At 70.2% G+C, this 17,686-nt stretch carries 17 protein-coding genes; 8 read left to right on the top strand and 9 right to left on the bottom strand.

Features of this window, described 5'->3' with window-relative positions:
- Positions 1-204: 204 nt before the first annotated feature.
- From AB0M48_RS35825 to AB0M48_RS35810, 4 genes are read left to right on the top strand one after another with little or no spacing between them, the layout of a single operon-like run.
- Positions 205-1,461, top strand: coding sequence for an extracellular solute-binding protein (locus AB0M48_RS35825; protein WP_363850462.1), 1,257 nt, complete (start codon positions 205-207; stop codon positions 1,459-1,461).
- Between the two features lie 18 nt (positions 1,462-1,479).
- Positions 1,480-2,391, top strand: a complete 912-nt coding sequence (locus AB0M48_RS35820) for a sugar ABC transporter permease (protein ID WP_363850459.1) — start codon at positions 1,480-1,482, stop codon at positions 2,389-2,391.
- 4 nt (positions 2,392-2,395) lie between these two features.
- Positions 2,396-3,283 (top strand): carbohydrate ABC transporter permease, encoded by an 888-nt coding sequence (locus AB0M48_RS35815; protein ID WP_363850456.1) that lies wholly within the window; start codon positions 2,396-2,398, stop codon positions 3,281-3,283.
- A 19-nt stretch (positions 3,284-3,302) separates the two neighbouring features.
- Complete coding sequence (locus AB0M48_RS35810) at positions 3,303-4,649, top strand: GH1 family beta-glucosidase (RefSeq protein ID WP_363850453.1); 1,347 nt, start codon at positions 3,303-3,305, stop codon at positions 4,647-4,649.
- 52 nt (positions 4,650-4,701) lie between these two features.
- Here AB0M48_RS35810 and AB0M48_RS35805 read toward each other — a convergent pair whose 3' ends face one another.
- The 3 genes from AB0M48_RS35805 to AB0M48_RS35795 all read right to left on the bottom strand — a co-directional run bounded on the left by AB0M48_RS35805 (position 4,702) and on the right by AB0M48_RS35795 (position 8,926).
- Positions 4,702-5,958, bottom strand: coding sequence for a S1 family peptidase (locus tag AB0M48_RS35805; protein WP_363850450.1), 1,257 nt, complete (start codon positions 5,956-5,958; stop codon positions 4,702-4,704).
- A 414-nt stretch (positions 5,959-6,372) separates the two neighbouring features.
- Positions 6,373-7,836: a phytoene desaturase family protein gene (crtI, locus tag AB0M48_RS35800; protein WP_363850777.1), complete on the bottom strand. Its 1,464-nt coding sequence runs from the start codon at positions 7,834-7,836 to the stop codon at positions 6,373-6,375.
- A 13-nt stretch (positions 7,837-7,849) separates the two neighbouring features.
- Entirely contained in the window at positions 7,850-8,926 is a 1,077-nt protein-coding gene (locus AB0M48_RS35795) for a polyprenyl synthetase family protein (RefSeq protein WP_363850448.1), read from the bottom strand.
- 142 nt (positions 8,927-9,068) lie between these two features.
- Between AB0M48_RS35795 and AB0M48_RS35790 the strand changes: the two genes are divergently transcribed.
- The 4 genes from AB0M48_RS35790 (at position 9,069) to AB0M48_RS35775 (ending at position 12,196) form a co-directional block, all read left to right on the top strand.
- A complete protein-coding gene (locus tag AB0M48_RS35790; RefSeq protein WP_363850445.1) occupies positions 9,069-9,995 on the top strand; it encodes a phytoene/squalene synthase family protein in 927 nt (308 codons plus the stop codon).
- A gap of 13 nt (positions 9,996-10,008) precedes the next feature.
- A complete protein-coding gene (locus AB0M48_RS35785; RefSeq protein ID WP_363850442.1) occupies positions 10,009-10,971 on the top strand; it encodes a DUF5914 domain-containing protein in 963 nt (320 codons plus the stop codon).
- A gap of 80 nt (positions 10,972-11,051) precedes the next feature.
- Positions 11,052-11,339: a WhiB family transcriptional regulator gene (locus AB0M48_RS35780; RefSeq protein WP_090063512.1), complete on the top strand. Its 288-nt coding sequence runs from the start codon at positions 11,052-11,054 to the stop codon at positions 11,337-11,339.
- On the top strand, positions 11,336-12,196 hold the full coding sequence (locus tag AB0M48_RS35775; protein WP_363850439.1) for a MerR family transcriptional regulator: 861 nt from the start codon (positions 11,336-11,338) through the stop codon (positions 12,194-12,196). Before AB0M48_RS35780 ends, AB0M48_RS35775 begins: the two co-directional genes overlap by 4 nt.
- On the opposite strand, the gene AB0M48_RS35770 is transcribed toward AB0M48_RS35775, so the two are convergent.
- From AB0M48_RS35770 to AB0M48_RS35745, 6 genes are read right to left on the bottom strand one after another with little or no spacing between them, the layout of a single operon-like run.
- Positions 12,190-13,635, bottom strand: coding sequence for a cryptochrome/photolyase family protein (locus tag AB0M48_RS35770; RefSeq protein WP_363850437.1), 1,446 nt, complete (start codon positions 13,633-13,635; stop codon positions 12,190-12,192). The genes AB0M48_RS35775 and AB0M48_RS35770 overlap by 7 nt on opposite strands.
- The gene (locus AB0M48_RS35765; RefSeq protein ID WP_363850434.1) at positions 13,632-14,843 is read right to left on the bottom strand and encodes an NAD(P)/FAD-dependent oxidoreductase; all 1,212 of its coding nucleotides are present in this window, start codon (positions 14,841-14,843) and stop codon (positions 13,632-13,634) included. Before AB0M48_RS35765 ends, AB0M48_RS35770 begins: the two co-directional genes overlap by 4 nt.
- The gene (locus AB0M48_RS35760; protein ID WP_363850431.1) at positions 14,840-16,363 is read right to left on the bottom strand and encodes an FAD-dependent oxidoreductase; all 1,524 of its coding nucleotides are present in this window, start codon (positions 16,361-16,363) and stop codon (positions 14,840-14,842) included. Before AB0M48_RS35760 ends, AB0M48_RS35765 begins: the two co-directional genes overlap by 4 nt.
- Complete coding sequence (locus tag AB0M48_RS35755; RefSeq protein ID WP_363850428.1) at positions 16,360-17,052, bottom strand: class I SAM-dependent methyltransferase; 693 nt, start codon at positions 17,050-17,052, stop codon at positions 16,360-16,362. The genes AB0M48_RS35760 and AB0M48_RS35755 overlap by 4 nt, the downstream gene beginning before the upstream one ends.
- On the bottom strand, positions 17,039-17,356 hold the full coding sequence (locus AB0M48_RS35750) for a lycopene cyclase domain-containing protein (RefSeq protein WP_363850426.1): 318 nt from the start codon (positions 17,354-17,356) through the stop codon (positions 17,039-17,041). Before AB0M48_RS35750 ends, AB0M48_RS35755 begins: the two co-directional genes overlap by 14 nt.
- Positions 17,349-17,675, bottom strand: a complete 327-nt coding sequence (locus tag AB0M48_RS35745; RefSeq protein WP_363850423.1) for a lycopene cyclase domain-containing protein — start codon at positions 17,673-17,675, stop codon at positions 17,349-17,351. The genes AB0M48_RS35750 and AB0M48_RS35745 overlap by 8 nt, the downstream gene beginning before the upstream one ends.
- Positions 17,676-17,686 lie beyond the last annotated feature (11 nt).

Below are 17,686 nucleotides of genomic sequence, written 5' to 3'. Positions count from 1 at the left end.
CGGACCTCCCGTTTCACCGTAAGCGGTTACAGAGACCCTAGGAGCAGCACTTCTCCTAGTCAAACGCCCGCAGGAGTTGATCTGTTTATCGTTTCGTTACTTGACTGGAGACCTGTAACACCGCTGTCATAGGCGCCACACAAATCTTCCCGGAGAACTTCTTCTCTGGTTCAGCGCGCCCAAAATTCGACGGAGGCCAGGAAAATGCGCCCCAAAGCACTCGCACTCGGCTGCGCCGCCCTGGCGACAGCCGTGGTGCTCAGCGGTTGCGGCAGTGACACCGCGTCCGGTGGCAAGACCAAGCTGACGATCGGGCTGTTCGGCAACTTCGGGTACGCCGAACTGCTCAAGGAGTACGCCGCGGCGCACCCGGACGTCGAGATCTCGGACCGCACCGCGTCGTACTCCGACCACCACAAGAACCTCGCCGCGCACCTCGCCACCAGCAGCGGCGCCGCGGACATCGAGGCGGTCGACACCGGTTACATCAACCAGTTCAAGGCCACGCCGGACAAGTTCGTCGACCTCAACACCAAGGGCGGCGACCAGCTGAAGGACCGCTGGCTGCCGTGGAAGTGGGAGGGCTCGCTCAGCAAGGACGGCAAGCAGATCGGCTACGGCACCGACGTCGGCGGCCTGGCCATCTGCTACCGCCGCGACCTGCTGCAGAACGCCGGGCTGCCGGCCGACCGCGACCAGGTCGCCGCGCTGTGGCCGACCTGGCAGGACTTCATGGCCGCCGGCAAGAAGTTCCAGGAGAAGGCGCCCGAGGGCGTGAAGTGGTTCGACGGCGGTCCGACCGTGCTCAACGCGATCGTCGGCCAGGCGTCCGTCGGCTACTACGACAAGTCCGACAAGATCGTCGTCGGAGAGAACAAGGAGATCAAGGCCGGCTGGGACCTCGTCGTCGACGGCGTGCAGTCCGGTCTGTCCTCGAAGCTGCTCTACTCCACGCCCGTCTGGAACACCGGTTTCAAGCAGGGCCAGTTCGCGACCGTGACCTGCCCCGCCTGGCAGATGGCGAAGATCAAGGACCAGGCCGGTCCGGAGGCCGCCGGCAAGTGGGACGTCACGTCCGTGCCGGGCGGTGGCGGCAACTGGGGCGGCTCGTACCTCACCGTTCCCAAGTCGGGCAAGAACGTCGACAAGGCCGTGGAGCTGGCGGCGTGGCTGACCGCGCCCGAGCAGCAGGCCAAGGTGTTCAAGAGCGCCGGGCTGCTGCCGTCGATCCCGAAGCTGTACGAGGACCCGTCGATCATCGACTACAGGAACCCGTACTTCAACGACGCCCCCATCGGCAAGCTGTTCACCGACGCGGCGAAGAAGCTGAACCCGCAGTACCAGGGTCCGAAGGCGGGCGACATCCAGACCGCGATCGGCAACGCGATGCAGCGCGTGGAGCAGGGCAAGCAGAACGGCGAGGACTCGTGGCGCCAGTTCGTCGGCGACGTCCAGAAGTGACGCGCTGACATGGTCTTGATGGACAAGACGGCCAGAAGGCACCGGTGGGACACGAAGTTCGCGCCGTACGGGTACGTGGCGCCGTACTTCCTGATCTTCGGTGTCTTCGGGCTGTTCCCCCTCCTCTACACGATCTGGGTCTCGCTGCAGGACCGCAACCTGCTCGAGTCCGAGGCGGCGACGTTCGTGTGGTTCGCGAACTACGTCAAGCTGATGGCGGACCCGTACTTCTGGAACGCCATGGGCAACACGCTCAGCCTGTGGCTGCTCACCACGGTCCCGCAGATCCTGTTCGCGCTGTTCATCGCACAGCTGCTCAACCGCAAGGTCCGCACCCGCACGCTGTTCCGGATGGGTGTGATCCTGCCGAACATCACCTCGGTGGCGGCGGTGACGATCATCTTCGCGCAGCTGTTCGGCCGGGACTTCGGCCTGGTCAACTGGGTGCTGGACCTGTTCGGCGCGGGGCAGATCGACTGGCAGGCTGGCACGGCCAGCTCTCACATCGCCATCGCCGTGATGGTGGTGTGGCGCTGGACCGGCTACCACGCGCTGATCTTCCTGGCGTCCATGCAGGCGATCCCGTCGACGCTGTACGAGGCGGCCACCCTGGACGGCGCGAGCGGCCGTCAGCAGTTCTGGCGCATCACGGTCCCGTTGCTGCGGCCCCAGATCATCTTCACGACGATCATCGCGACGACCGGCAACATGCGGCTGCTCGCCGAGCCGCTGCTGTTCAACCCCGGCGCCGCGGCCGCGACGGGCGGCTCCGACCGGCAGTTCCAGACCGCCGCGCTGTACCTCTACGAGCAGGGCTTCACGAAGTACGACTTCGGCTACAGCTCGTCGATCGCGGTCGTGCTGGCCATCACCACCGTCGTCGTCGCCGGTCTCGGCTACCTGGTGACCAAACGGATCCGGACGGAGTGACCCCATGACCGCTGTGCTGGAACGTCCCGCACCGGTGCGGCCCACCGGTCCCGCGACGAGGGCGCGCAGGCTGGCCCGGCGCGTCGCGGGACCGTGGACCTACGCCGCCCTGATCGCCGTGCTGGCGGGGTCGGCGTTCCCGGTGTACTGGTCGTTCGTGGTGTCCTCGCAGACACCGGACGCGATCGACAGCGTGCCGCCCGTCCTGGTGCCGGGCGGGCACCTCTTCGCGAACATCGCCCGCGTCTTCGACACCACCGACTTCGCGCTGGCGATGGTGAACTCGATCGTCGTGGCGGGCACCGTGACCATCTCGGTGGTGCTGTTCTCGACGCTGGCGGGCTTCGCGTTCGCCAAGCTGAAGTTCCGCGGCCGCAACGTGTTGCTGCTGCTCATCATCGGCACGCAGGCGATCCCGACCGAGCTCGGCATCATCCCGCTCTACATGATGATGGCCGAGTTCGGCTGGGCCGGCGAGATCCACGCGGTGATCGTGCCTGGGCTGGTGACCGCGTTCGGCGTGTTCTTCATGCGCCAGTACTTCGAGCGGGCGATCCCGGACGAGCTGCTGGAGGCGGGCCGGATGGACGGCTGCGGATCGCTGCGGCTGTTCTGGCACGTCGCACTGCCCGCGGCCCGTCCCGCGGCGGCCGTGCTCGGCCTGTTCACGTTCATGCAGGCGTGGAACGACTTCTTCTGGCCCCTGGTCGTCCTCACGCCGGAGAACCCGACCGTGCAGACCGCGCTGTCCACTTTGGCCAGTGGCTACACCACCGACTACACGCTGGTGCTGACCGCCGCCACGATCGGCACGGTGCCCGTGCTGGCCGTGTTCCTGTTGTTCGGCCGTCAGATCGTCGGCGGCATCATGTCCGGCGCCGTCAAGGGCTGACTTTCTTTTGGAGACTGCTGTGAGCTTTCCGGACGGTTTTCGCTGGGGCGTGGCGACCTCGGCCTATCAGATCGAAGGAGCGGCACGGCTCGACGGCCGCGGTCCGTCCATCTGGGACACCTTCGCCCAGGTTCCCGGTGCCGTCGCGTCCGGCGACACCGGGGACGTGGCGGCGGACCACTACCACCGCTGGGCCGAGGACGTCCAGCTGCTCACCGGCCTGGGTGTCGACGCGTACCGGTTCTCGGTCTCGTGGTCGCGGGTCCTGCCCGAGGGGCACGGCAAGGTCGAGCAGCGCGGTCTCGACTTCTACCGGCGGCTCGTCGAGGCGTTGCTGGGCAAGGGGATCGAGCCCTTCCTGACGCTGTACCACTGGGACCTGCCCCAGGCGCTGGAGGACGAGGGCGGCTGGCGCAACCGCGACACGGCCCTCAGGTTCGCCGACTACGCCGCCATCGTGCACGAGGAACTCGGTGACGTGGTCAGGAAGTGGACCACTCTGAACGAACCGTACTGCTCCTCGATCATCGGCTACGGCGAAGGCCGGCACGCCCCCGGCGCGCGCGAGGGCCACGGCGCACTGGCGGCGGTGCATCACCTGCTGCTCGGCCACGGCCTCGCCGTGCAGTCCATGCGGGCGAACGGGTTGCCGGAGCAGGAGTTCGGCATCGTGCTCAACCAGTCCCCCACCGTGCCCGTCACGGACTCGCCCGCCGACGTCGCCGCCGCGAACCGCCAGGACGTCCTGCTGCGCCGGCAGTTCACCGACCCGCTGTTCGGCTCCGCCTACCCGGAGGAGCTGACCTCGATGTTCGCGGACATCAGCGACTTCTCGTTCCGGCAGGACGGTGACCTGGAGATCATCGGGCAGCCGCTGGACTACGTCGGCCTCAACTACTACTACCGGCTGCACGTCGCCGACGCGCCGCACCGCGAGCCCGACCCGGCCAAGCGCACGGCGCACGACATCGGCGTCGACACGACGCAGCTGCCGGACGTCCCGCGCACCGGCATGGGCTGGCCCGTCGAACCGGCCGGCATGACGACCGCGCTGGCGGACCTCAAGGCACGGCACCCCGGCCTGCCGCCCGTCTACGTCACCGAGAACGGCTGCGTCTACCCCGACGTGGACGGCTTCGAGGACACCGACCGCATCGCCTACCTGCGCGACCACATCGCGGCGGCGCAGGCGGCGGACGTGGATCTGCGCGGGTACTTCTGCTGGTCCCTGCTCGACAACTTCGAGTGGGCGCACGGCTACAAGCACCGGTTCGGCCTGGTGCACGTCGACTACCAGACGCTGGAACGCACGCCGCGGGCCAGCTACCGCTGGTACCGCGACTTCATCTCGGCCGCACGCGGGTGAGCACCGGACGACCGGCCGGCACGACAGTGCCGGCCGGTCGTCGGTCAGCGCATCACCAGAGCGTGACTCCGTACACGGACTGGTAGTAGGGCAGGCTGATCGCGGCCGGGTAGTACCAGGACACGTTCGGCTGGCCGACCGCCTGACCGCAGCGGTACTGGCCGTTCACCAGGTACAGCTGGGCGCCGCTGGTGACGCCCTCGGCGGTGCGGGTGCCGGAGTTGCGGTAGTTCGAGCCACCCGAGTCACCGCGCTCGACGCAGGCGCTGTGCCGGGTCAGGTCGTACACCGTCTGGCCGCCCGTGTAGGTCACGGTCTGCCGCTTCGCCGTGATGACACCGCAGGTGAGCTTGGTGGTGACACCGGACTTGCAGATCGCGGTACCGACCGGCGAGTCGCTGTACCCGCTGACGGTCACGACCCCGCCCTGCGACGGGTTGACGTCGACCCAGGGCCCCTGCGTCCACGCGCCGGTGTTGGTCACGCGCACCAGGGCGTCGTCGTACGTCGGGAAGAACGCCGACTGCACGGTGCCGATCTGCGCACCGGTGTAGCCGTACACGGCCGTGCCCGCGGGGCCGCAGTGGCCGGCGGTCAGCACGTAACGCAGGCCGTTGCTGACGTTGCGCACGTTGAAGCCCGCCGAGCAGTACCCGCCGCCGAAGGCGCCGTAGTACAGGACGTCGCCGCCGTCGAGGAACGCCGTGGTGGACGGCTCGACATCGGTGTACTCGACCTTCACGGCGTCGCCGTACTTCTTCAGACCCGCCACGGCCTTCTCCGACTTGCCGGCCAGCGCGACGACGGTCACGGCGTTCGTCCGCGGGTCGACCGACCAGGAGGTCAGGCCCTTGACCGCGTCGGACGGGGCACGGCCGGGCTTGGTGCGGCTGCCGTCGTCCTCGGCCCGGCCCGCGAGCGAGTCGAGGTCCTTCTTGATCTTTTCCAGGTCGGACTCGCTGTGCCTGACCACGTGCGCCCGCGCGCCCGCGGCCCGCACCTCGCCGGCCCTCGCCGCATCGGTCACGGCGACCGCGAGCTTGCCGGAGTCCGCGTCGAACCACGCGCCACCGAACGCCGTGCCCAGACGTCCCTTCAGGACGTCGTCGAGCCGGTCGGCGTCGTCCTGCTGGGCCGCGCGTCTGGCCGCCTGCCCGGCGGTGAGCCCCAGATCCCGCTGCATCGCCGACACCACGTCGGATGGCAGGTCGGCGGCGCGTTCCGGGCCGGCGGTGCCGACCGCGCTGCCGGCGAACCCGAGCGCCACGGCCGACACGCCGATCATCAGAGTGCGGAAACTTTTTCGCATTTCTCTCACTTCCACGAGGTGTTTTCTACCCGGCTTCGCATATGCGGAACCTGACCACGCTGAGAGAAGTCGCTGTGCAGGATCGAACGTTTCAAGCAATTTTCGAGAGCACTCGTACGGCGCAATTTTCAATTCAGGATCCCGATGCACCGAAAAGCACTATCGACAATGAGGAGCATCGACGGCATGGCAGCTCAGCAGCCATGCCACAGCAACGGGGTACCACCGTTACGCCGCCGGACGAATCGGCATGACGAATACCGACATAGCACGCACGACAATGGCCGCAAGGGTGAATTCGCTTTTCCACACCCAGAGCGACTTCTGCGATCACAGAGCGTGAAAAACCCGTTCAGCATTTGCGGGACAATCCCACGAATACTTCGAATGCGGTGAAACAGCGTCGAGGGAGTTCTACCGGTGGCGCAGCCGTTGGGCGGCGAGCTTGCCCGAGATCAGCACCGGAGGAATGCCGACGCCGGGGGTGGTGCCGCTGCCCGCCAGCACGACGTTGCCGTCGCGGAACGGCAGGTTGCCGGGGCGGAACGGACCGGTCTGGGCGAACGTGTGGGCGGCGGAGAACGGCGTGCCGGCTGCCTGGCCGCCACGTGCCCAGTCGTCCGGTGTGACGACCGCGAGCGGCTCGGCGTCGACGACGAGCTTGCGCGCCGACATCTCGTCGACGAGTTCCCCGGCGTAGCGGTGTGCCAGCGCGTCCCAGCGCAGCGGGGCGGCGTCGAGGTTCGGGCAGGGCGCGAGCAGGTACTGCAGGTGCCTGCCTTCCGGTGCCAGCGCGGGATCGGTCAGGGTGGGCGTGGTGAGCAGCAACGACGGATCGCTCATCAGCTTCCCCTGCCGGATGATCTCGTCGAAGGTGCCGTTCCACTTGTCGCCGAAGGAGATCGTGTGGTGGGCGAGGTCGTCGGCCACGCGACCGGAACTGAGGTGCACCACCACCGCGGACGGCGACCAGCGCAGCGGCACGACCCGGCGCGGTTCGCCGCGCAGCAGCCGGGTGCTCTGGGCGGGCCCGGTGGCCAGGACGACGGCGTCGCAGGCGATCCGGGTGTCGGCCGTGCGCACCGCGTTCACGCGGTGACCGACGCGTTCGAGCTCCTCGACCTCGACGCCGTAGTGGAACACGACCCCGGCTTCGGCGGCCGCGTCGGCCAGCGCCTGCGGCACGGCACGCATACCGCCGCGCGGGAAGTACACGCCCGCAATGGTGTCCATGTAGGCGATGACGGCATAAGCGGCGAGAGCGTCCTTCGGGGCGACGCCCGCGTAGAGCGACTGGAAGGTGAAGACGCGCCGGAGCCGGTCGTCGCGCAGGAACCGTCCCACCGCCTTCGCCAGCGAGCCGAAGCCGCCGAGCCGGGCGAGCCTCAGGAGGTCAGGCCCCGCCAGGTCGAGCGGCGAGTCGAAGCTCGCGCCGATGAACCTGTCGCGCTCCACCTCGTACAGCTTGGTGAGCCACGCCCGCAGGTCGCGGTACCCCTGGGCTTCGCGGTCCCCCGCGAAGTCGCGCACCGCCTGCTCCATGCGGTCCGCGTCGGTGTGCACGTCCAGCGCCGTGCCGTCGGCGAACGCCGCGCGGTAGGCGGGGTGCAGCGGCAGCAGTTCCAGGTGGTCCTCGCGCTTGTGGCCCACCGCGGCGAACGCGTCGTCGAGCAGTTCCGGCATCGTCAGCACGGTCGGGCCGGTGTCGATCCGGTGACCGCCGACGTCGAGCCGGCCCGCGAGCCCGCCGGGGTGCGGCTGTCGTTCGACGACCGTCACCTCGTGCCCCGCGCCGCGCAGGTGCAGCGCCGCCGAGAGCCCCGAGAGTCCCGCGCCGACCACGACCACCCGGTCAGTGCGGCCTTTCACCACGTGCACCACTGCGTTCCCCTCAGGTCGTTCGCGTCACTGCACGGTCAGCGAGGCGCGTGAGTTCATGACGCACGTCGCTGGGGATGGCCGCGCGGTCCAGCGCCGCCATTCCGGACCCTGCCAGTTTCTCAATGTGCTTCTCCACGGCGGCGACGGCTCCGAGTTCCACGAGCAGCGCGCGCACGTCGCCGACGGTCCGGTCGCTGACGCTGCCGCTCTCCAGGCATCGGCGGAGCAACCGCTGCGCGGCGGGTTTGCCCTGCGCGCGGGAGAGGGCGATGGACATCAACGGCGTCCGCTTGCCCTCCTTCAGGTCCTCCCCCACCGGTTTCCCGGTGACCGAGGAGTCGCCGAACACACCGATCAGGTCGTCTCTCAGCTGGAAGGCGACGCCGATGTCGTGGCCGTAGGCACGCAGGCAGTCCACGACGTCGTCGTCGGCTCCCGCGAGGGCGGCGCCCAGGTGCAGCGGCCGTTCCACCGTGTAGGCGGCGGTCTTCAGCGCCGCCACGCGGACGGCGTGCTCCAGCGACTCCTCGCGTCGTGCGACGGCGAGGAGGTCGAGGTGCTGGCCCATGATCATCTCGGTCCGCATCGCCTGCCACGGCCCCCAGGCGCGGCTCAGCGCCTCGGCGGACAGGCCGGCGGTCACCAGCGCGTCGTCCGCCCACGCGAGCGCGAGGTCGCCGACCAGGATCGCCGCGGAGTCGCCGTACTGACGGGCGCTCGCGGCCCACCGTTCACGCCGGTGCCGCGCCGCGAAGGACTCGTGCACCGACGGCTTGCCCCGCCTGGTCGCCGAACGGTCCATCACGTCGTCGTGCACGAGCGCGCAGCACTGCAGCAGTTCCAGCGCCACCATCGCCCGCACCACGGCGTCCACCGGCGGCGAGCCGCCTCCCGCACGCCATCCCCACCAGGCGAACGTCGGCCTGATCCTCTTGCCACCGGCGAGGATCAGCTCCCGCAGCTCGGCGGCGAGCTCGGGAGCGAGGTCCTGCCTCGCGAGCAGGAAGTCGTGCAGTGCGCCGTCGAGCAGGACGCGGAAGTCGTCAACCTGCGACGTGCGGGCGTCCACGCTGGTCAGCAGCGACATCGGCGTTCCCCCGGGAGTGGTCGGTGTTCGGCTTTTCGAGCTAAGCAGCGCGGCGGGGGATCTGCATGATGAGCACCGCCGTTGTGCGAAGGGCAACTCGCGGAATTAGCGTGGAGGAACCTCCTCCGCGAAAGGACAGCTGATGTCGGCTGAACGCGAACTGGACGCCGCGGGTGTCACCGCGCCGGCGTTGCGCGACGCGTACCGGCGCTGCCGTGAGCTCAACGCACAGCACGGCCGGACCTATTACCTGGCAACCAGGTTGCTCAGCGCGGAGCAACGGCCCGCCGTGCACGCGCTGTACGGGTTCGCCCGGTGGGTGGACGACGTGGTCGACGACCTCCACAGTGGACCGGACGAGAAGTCGGCCGAGCTCCTGGCGATCGACGGGCGCCTGCAGGCCGCGCTGAGGAACGGGGCGACGGACGACCCGGTGCTGGCGGCGCTCGTCGACACCGTGCACCGCTACGACATCCCGGTTCGGCATTTCCAGGACTTCATGGAGTCGATGCGGATGGATCTCACCGTCACCGACTACCCCACTTTCGCCGACCTCGAACAGTACGTGCACGGATCCGCCGCGGTGATCGGCCTGCAGGTGCTCCCGGTGCTCGGCACCAGCGTGCCCCGCGAGGAGGCGGAACCCGCGGCGGCCGCGCTCGGCGTCGCGTTCCAGCTGACGAACTTCATCCGCGACATCGGCGAGGACCTCGACCGCGGCCGGGTGTACCTGCCCGCCGACGAGCTCGCGGCGTTCGGCGTCGACCGGGAACGACTGCTGCGCGCGCGGGCGGAGGGCCGGGCCGACCGGCAGGTGCGGGCAGCACTGCGCGACCAGGTGCGCAGGGCGCGGCAGGTCTACGAGCGGGCCTGGCCGGGCATCGGCATGCTCGCGCCGCGCTCCAGGCCGTGCGTGCTCACCGCCTACCGGCTCTACGGCCGGATCCTCGACCTCGTCGAGCACGCGGACTGCGACGTGCTGTCGCGCCGCGTGGTCGTGTCGAACGGCAGGCGCCTCGCCGTCGCCCTGCCCGCGCTGGCCAGGGCGGTGTTCGCCCGTGCGGCCTGAAGAGAGGAAGACCATGCGCGACCGGATCCCGCTGCGGGTCTACCACAGTCCACCGTGGCGCGAGCAGCGGCCGACGTGGCAGGACGCCAAGCCCGCGCTGATCGAGTCGGCGCTCAAGCGCGCCACCGCGCGCCCGTCCGGCAACTGGTTCGTCGCCGGTGCGAGCCGCGACGTCGTGAAGGGCAAGCCGTGCGGCCGCACCATCGCGGGTCAGGAGGTCGTGCTCTGGCGCGGGCCGCACGGTGTGCTCATGGCCGGTTCGGGCTCGTGTCCCCACCTCGGCGCTCCGCTGTGCGACGGCGCCGTGGCCGAGGGCAAGCTGATCTGCCGCTGGCACGGCCTCGCGCTCGACGGCACGCGGTTCGGTGCCTGGACGCCGTTCCCCGCGCACGACGACGGCGTGCTGGTGTGGGTCCGCCTCGACCAGGCAGGGGGCGAGGAACCCCTGTCCGCCCCGGTGCTGCCGGAGCGCCCGCCCGCCGGATCGATCGACGCGGTGGCCACGCTGATCGGCCGTTGTGATCCCGAGGACGTGGTCGCGAACCGCCTCGACCCGTGGCACGGCGCGTGGTTCCACCCCTACTCGTTCGCGAACCTGCACGTGCTGGAGACCCCGACCGAGTCGGACGACCGCTTCCTGGTCGAGGTGACGTTCCGGCTCGCCGGGCGTGTCGGCGTTCCGGTCGTCGCCGCGTTCTCCTGCCCCGAGCCGCGCACCGTCGTGATGCACATCGTCGAGGGCGAGGGCGAGGGCAGCGTCGTCGAGACGCACGCGACCCCGATCCGCGACGGCCGCACAGCGGTGGTGGAGGCGACCATCGCGCACTCGGATCGTCCCGGGTTCGCGCTGGCCAAGCCCGCGGCGGGAGCGTTGCGGCCGATCATGCGGTGGGCGGCGGCACGGCTGTGGCGCGACGACCTCGCTTACGCCGAACGCCGGTACGAACTACGCCGGAAGGGTCGGTTCCCGGACTAGCCACCCCGAGTTGCGTCGTTTCTGAGTCGATTTTACGATGGTGTCCCATCGAGGTCGACTCACCGGAGGACGTGCTCGTCATGCCTGAACTGTCTCGTCTGCCTCAGCCGGTCGCGGAGTCGTGGGACTGGCAGCTGGCCGGTCTGTGCCGCGGCATGGACAGCGCCTACTTCTTCCACACCCCGAACGAACGAGGGTCCGCGCGAGACCAGCGCGAGGCCGCGGCCAAGGCCATCTGTCAGCGCTGCCCGGTCATGGAAAAATGTCGGTCGCACGCCCTGGAGGTCCACGAGACCTTCGGCATCTGGGGCGGACTCGGTGAAAGTGAGTTGAGGGCGATGCTCGCGAAGCGCGCACGTAGGACGTGACGTACACGCCACGCGCTGTGGCGGGCATGCTCGGCATCGCCCCCACCACGCTCAGGACCTGGGACCAGCGCTACGGCCTGGGGCCCTCCGTTCGCACCGACGGCGGCCACCGCCGTTACGAGGAAGCGGACATCGAGGTGTTGCGCCGGATGGTGGCGCTGACCGCGCAGGGCGTGGCGGCCTCCGCCGCGGCGGTGCTGGCGCGCAAGCAGCCGGTGGCTGCGCCCAGCGGCCGGCGCACCCCGATCGACCCCGCGGTGGCCCTGACGGCACAACGGAGCTTCCTGGCCGCCGCGAAACGTCTCGACGAACCCGCGATGGCCGACCTGGCCGCGAAGCTCCTCGGCGCGCACGGTGTCGTGGCCGCGTGGGACGAGGTGTTCGTACCGGCGCTGGTCGAGCTCGGTGAACTGGTCGCCGCGAGCGGCCAGGGCGTGGAGATCGAGCACCTGGCGAGTGGATGCATCCTGCACGCACTGCGCGGCATCCCGCGCACGAGCAGTCTTGGGCCGTTGTCCGCGCTGCTGTCGTGCGCACCGGACGAGCAGCATTGGCTTCCTCTGGAAGCGCTCGGTGCCGCACTGTCCGAACAGGACCACCGGTGGGGCAACCTCGGCGCGAGGGTGCCCGCCGAGGCGTTGTGCGACGCGGTGGCGCGCTTGTGTCCCCAGGTCGTGCTGATCTGGGCGCACCGGCAGGACCTGGCGCTGCGCGTGCCTCTGGAAGATCTCGGCACGCGCTCGGGGGCGGTGATCGCGGTCGCCGGTTCCGGGTGGGACGGCGTGGCGCTGCCGTCGTTCGTGCGCCGGCCGAAGTCCCTGGCCGAGGCGGTCGGGCTCGTGGTGGACCGTCAGTAGATCTGCCGGTCGCGTTCCCCCGCCCGGACCTCGTCCAGGTCGGAGAGTCGCCGCAGCCCCTGCACGGCTCGCGTCATGCGGTGGTTGCCGCTCACGCGGTCCTCGTGCCTGTCGAGCCACGCCCAGTACCCCGCGGTGAACGGGCACGCGCGTTCTCCCGTGCGCCGCTTCGGATCGAACCAGCACGTCCCGCAGTGGTCGGTCATGCGGTTGAGGTACGCGCCGCCGCTGAGGTAGGGCTTGGTCGCGATCACGCCGCCGTCCGCGTGCTGGCTCATGCCGATCACGTTCACCGGCATCACCCACGGGAAGCCGTCCACGAAGGACGTGACGAACCAGTCGTTGAGCGCAGCGGGGTCGTAGCCGCGTTGCAGCGCGTGGTTTCCGAGCACCATCAACCGTTGGATGTGGTGCACCCAGCCGTGGTCTCGGACGCCTTCCAGCGCGGTCCGCAGGCACGCCGCGCGCACCGCGGCCGGGCGCAGCTCCGCCCACCACGACGGCAGCTCGGCGGTGGCGCGGAAACCGTTGCGCCGCCGGTACTCCGGGCCGAGGTGCCAGTACAGGTGCCACACGTACTCACGCCAGCCGAGCACCTGCCGGACGAAGCCCTCCACGCTCGCCAGCGGCGCGTCGCCGGCGCGGTAGGCGTCCTCCGCCGCGTAGACGACCTCCAGCGGGTGCAGGAGCCCGTGGTTGAGCGGCACCGACAGCAGCGAGTGCGCCATCGTCCAGTCCTTGGCCAGCACGGCGTCCTCGTGCGGACCGAAGTGCGGCAGGCGGTCGCGGACGAAGATCTCCAACGCGCGGAGCGCCTCTTCGCGTGTGATGGCGAAGCGGCGCGGGCCGTCCCTGCCCACCGTGGGCAGATCCATCGCGTCGAGGTCCGCGCGCACCTGCGCGTCGATGTCGTCCTCTTCCGGCCACCAGGGAGCCGGAACGTCGAGCCGCCCGCGTTTCGGTGGTGGTTCCCGGTTCTCGGCGTCGAAGTTCCACCGGCCGCCCACCGGGACCTCGCCCTCCATCAGCACGTCGAAGCGGGTGCGCTGGTAGTGGTAGAAGTCCTCCATCAGGAACCGCTCGCGCGTCCCCGCCCACGCGGAGAACTCGTCGCGGGACAACGCGAACCCAGGCGTGGGCAGCACCTCCACCCCGAGCTCGGTCAGCATCTCGAGCGCGGCGGCGGAACCCGGCTGGTAGGCGACCAGCGGCCGTCCGAGGTCGCGGATCACCTCCCCGTACGTGTTCGCCCGCACGAGGGTGATCCGATCGGGGAACTCGGCGGCGAGATGACGCATGCCGGACAGCACGAGGTGCAGCTTCTGCCGGTGGTACGGCTTGCGGCGCAGGGCGGCCGCCGACTCGATCAGCACGATCTCGTCGTGGCCGGAGTGGAACTGCGGTCCGAGCTGATCGCCGAACAGCAGCAGCGTCGTCACCGGTCACCGCGCAGGTCGGCCAGCACGGCGTGCGCGGCCCTGCGTCCCGAGTGGAGTGCTCCCTGGATCGAGCTGGTGTCGCGGTGATCACCGCACACGTACCGGCGGCCGCCCGCGCGAACGGACTGCTTCAACCGGTGTGGCGCGGTCATCGCCGGGATCGCCTGCGGGATGTCGTAGCGCCGCAGCACCTCCCACCGGCTGGTGTCCGTGCCGTACAAGCGATTCAGGTGCGCGCGCACGGCCTGCTCATCGGCGTCGCCGAGCACCGAGGCCTGCACCAGCGGGGCGTGCGGCGAGTACGGGCGTGACACCTCCGACATCACCGCCGTGTTCACGACCGGGCCGCCGCCCGCGTCGACGACCAGGCACCCGTCGCGCAGCGGGGACCGCGGCGAGCGGAAGTACCACGTGGTAACGCCGTTCCAGCGCGGTTCGGCCAGCCCCGGCAGCAGGCGGGCCGCGGTCGTGCCGTCCGTCGCCACCACCACGGCGTCGGCGGCGATCCGGCCGCCCTCCTCCAGCTCCACACCGGTGTCGTGCACGGCTCGCACGGCGGTTTCCAGCTGGACGACGTCTTTGGGCAGCCGTTCCGCCATCGTCTTCGGCAACTCCCCCATGCCGAGCGCCGGTACCGCGGCACCGCCACGGGCGAAGCTGCGCCACACCAGGTGGAAGAACCTCGACGACGTGCTCAGCTCCGGTTCCAGGAACACACCGGACAGGAACGGCCGGAACACCGCCTCGACCGCGCGGTCGGTCACTCCGAGCCGTCGCAGCGCCTCGCGCGTCGTGCGGTCCGGCGCGGTGAGCAGCGGCCGCACCGGCCCGAAGGCGTCCGGGCCCGAGAACCGGGCGATCGCCGCCACGTCCCGCGCGCTCAGAACGTGCTGGCGCAGGAACCCGTCCCAGGCCGCCGGCCCGCTGCGGGGATCGGCGAGCAGGTCGTGCCTGCCGTCGTCGTGCACGAACACACCCGGTCTGAAGTGCCGCAACGGGAACGGGTCCAGGTTCAGCCGCGCCAGGTCGGGGTAGGCGGGCAGCATGATCTGGAAACCGCGGTCGAACCGCACGCCGTCCTCGACGTCGGTCCGCACCCGGCCGCCGACCTCGTCGCCCGCTTCGAGCACGGTGACCTCGACGCCCGCCTCCGCCAGTTCCAGCGCGGCGCTCAGGCCCGCCAGACCGGCTCCCACCACCACGATCACAGCGTCCTCCAGCGTCGGGCGGCCGCGCGCAGCAGCGGAACGCGGCCCTCGGCCGGCACCGTCCACAGGTCGGTGCCCGCGACGCCCCAGCGGCTCAGCAGGTGGTTGGCGGCCGCGAAACCGGTGGTGGCCGCGCGTTCCATGAGCGCGACCGGCAGATCGATGCGCACGAGATCGCCCGCCACCACGAGGAAGTCGTCCGGTGTGGTGACGCCCGGCCGTCCGGCGTACCCGCCGGCCGGGAAGAGCGGGCAGTCCTCGCGCAGCTCGTGGCGTTCGTCGACCACCCCCGCCTGCTTGGTCTCAGGGTAGACCTCGGCGAGCTGTTCCCAGAGCCGGGCGCGCGCGTCCTGTTCGTCCACATCGGACGGCAGCGCGTAGCCGTGCAGTTCCACCACGGAGCCGCCCGTGCGTGCGGCCCAGGCCCGTGCCTCGTGCTCGTAGTGGTTGAGCACGCTGATGTTGTCGAGCAGGTCGTGGCCGCCGGTGCCGAGGAAACCGGGCCGGTCCGCGTCCACCGGCGTGTCCAGCCAGTACCTCGACACGAGGAACCGCGGCGCGGTGCGCAGCGCGCCGACCTTCTCGCGCCACGCGGCGTCGCCGAGTGCGGGCGAGTCGCCGACGAGGGCCCGCAGGCCGGGGACGTCCGCGGCGAGCACCACGGCGTCCGCCTCGATCGCACCGTCGCCGATGGTGACGGAGAACCGCTTGTGCTCGCCCGGCAGCACGGACCTGACCTCGGTGCCGGTGCACACCGTCGCGCCCAGCAGGCCGAGGTGGCGGCGGAGCGGTTCCCACAGTCCGTGCGGGAACGGGTCCGCGGCCACGTCGAACAGCAACCCTTCGCTGGAACCGAGGAAGTAGATGTGGAACATCACCGCGAGCTCCGCGGCCGACATGCGGGTCGGGTGGGCGAAGAAGCTGCGGGAGAACACCTCGAAGGCGAGGGCGTGCGCGGCCTCGGGGAACCGGATGCGCTCCAGGTAGGTCGCGGCGTCGATGCCGTCGAGCTCCTCGTACACCCGCGGCACCGACACGTCGAGCAACGACAGCGCGGCCCGCGCGTTGATGCCGGGCAGGTCGCGCCACCGGAACGTGGGGCTGCCGCGCAGGAACGCGAGCGCGTTCCACGGCACGGCCTTCGGGAGGTTCGCGAAGCCGTCCCGGTGGCCGGAGGCGTGTTGCAACGGGTAGTCCGGCACGGCGACCAGGGCACGTCCGGCCGGGTCGACGCGTTCGAGCAGGGACCGGAGGTTGTAGTACTGCCGGAAGAACGCGTGGAAGCCGCGCGTCATGGTGGCGTCGCTGCCGTCCGCGAGCCTGGTGCTCCACCCGCCGACACGTCCGCCCAGGTAGTCCTCGCGTTCGCACAGCACGACCTGCGCCCCGCGTTCGGCGAGCAGCGTCGCGGCGGAGAGCCCGGCGATGCCCCCGCCCACCACGGCGACGACGGGTGCGGTCCCGTCGAACTGCGCACGCCCGGCCGGCGCCGGGATCCGCACGGCCTTGCGATCCCTCACCGCTGCTCCTGTTCCGGCACGTGGCCGCGGAAGGTGTGCACCACACCGAGTTGCAGGCCCGGTAGCGGCGCGCTGCGCACGCCGACGAAGCCGTTGCGCCGCAACCGGTCCCGCAGCGCCGTCGCCCCGTCAAAGTCCATCACGCTGCGCCACAGGTAGGTGTAGAGCGAGCGGTCGCCGGTGACCAGCCAGCCCGCCGGCACGATGAACCCGCACAGCAACGTCCACACCGCCGTGCTCACCGGGGAGTCGCGCACCGAGTACTCGTGCAGCACCAGCGTTCCGCCGGGTTTCAGCAGCTTCCTGATCCGGGTGAGCGCCGGGTCCGGCTCGGGCAGGTTGCGCACCAGGTACGCGGCGAACACCGCGTCGAACCGGCCCTCGTCCACGTCTTCGGCGCGGCTGTGCACGAACCTCACCGTGGAGGGCCAGCGCTTCTCCCGCGCCCGCGCGATCATGCCCTCCGAGGCGTCCACGGCGACGATCTCCACGCCGGGCGCGGCCGCGACCAGCGCGGCTGTGGAGGCGCCCGTGCCGCAGCCCAGGTCGAGCACCCGCATGCCGGGGCGCAGGCCGAGAGCCAGCGCGGAACGGCGCAGCGCCTGGTGATAGCCGGGGTTGAGCCCGACGAGGAAGTCGTACCCACGGGCCGCCCGGTCGAACTTCCCCGGTACCTCAAGCTTGTTCACGTGCCGGCCTTCCCCGTTCCCACAACAACAACACGGCGGTGACCATGGCGAACCCGTAGAGGAAGTCCTCCACCGGGATGTCCCACGGCACTCGCACCCCGGTGATCGCCCAGTCCGCGTACAGCACGACGGGCGCGTCGAGCTTCGTCAGCCATCCGTCCACCGGCACCTGGAACGCGAGCACGATGACCATCGTGATCCAGTACGCCGGACGCTTGAACAAACCCGTGCGCAGCAAGAAGAACTCCAGCAGCAGCACGACGACAACCGCCGCCATCGCGGCGAACGAGTACTCCTCAACCATCCCGCGACCAGCGTTCCGAATGTCCGCGGACGGCCTCGTAGGTCAGCACCGCGCAGAGCGGGATCGCCACGAAGAACAGAATCTCCTCGATCGGCAGCACGCCTCCGATCAGCACCCCGGTCGTCGCCTCGGGGTGGAAGCTCCAATGCCCTCGCACGATCGCGACGACGTCCCAGACGACGAGGACGAGCAGCACGGGCGCGATGGCGCGCACCAGACGCGGGCCACGGCGGTAGACACCGCGTCCCATCCACTCCAGGGGCAGCGTGATGAGCACGCACGCACCCAGCACCATCAGGTATTCGTACTGGCTTCGCATCACCGACCTCC

It is taken from the genome of Lentzea sp. NPDC051208 (assembly GCF_040682435.1).
Lineage (GTDB): Bacteria > Actinomycetota > Actinomycetes > Mycobacteriales > Pseudonocardiaceae > Lentzea > Lentzea kristufekii.
This window is presented reverse-complemented; position numbering and strand designations above follow the sequence as displayed.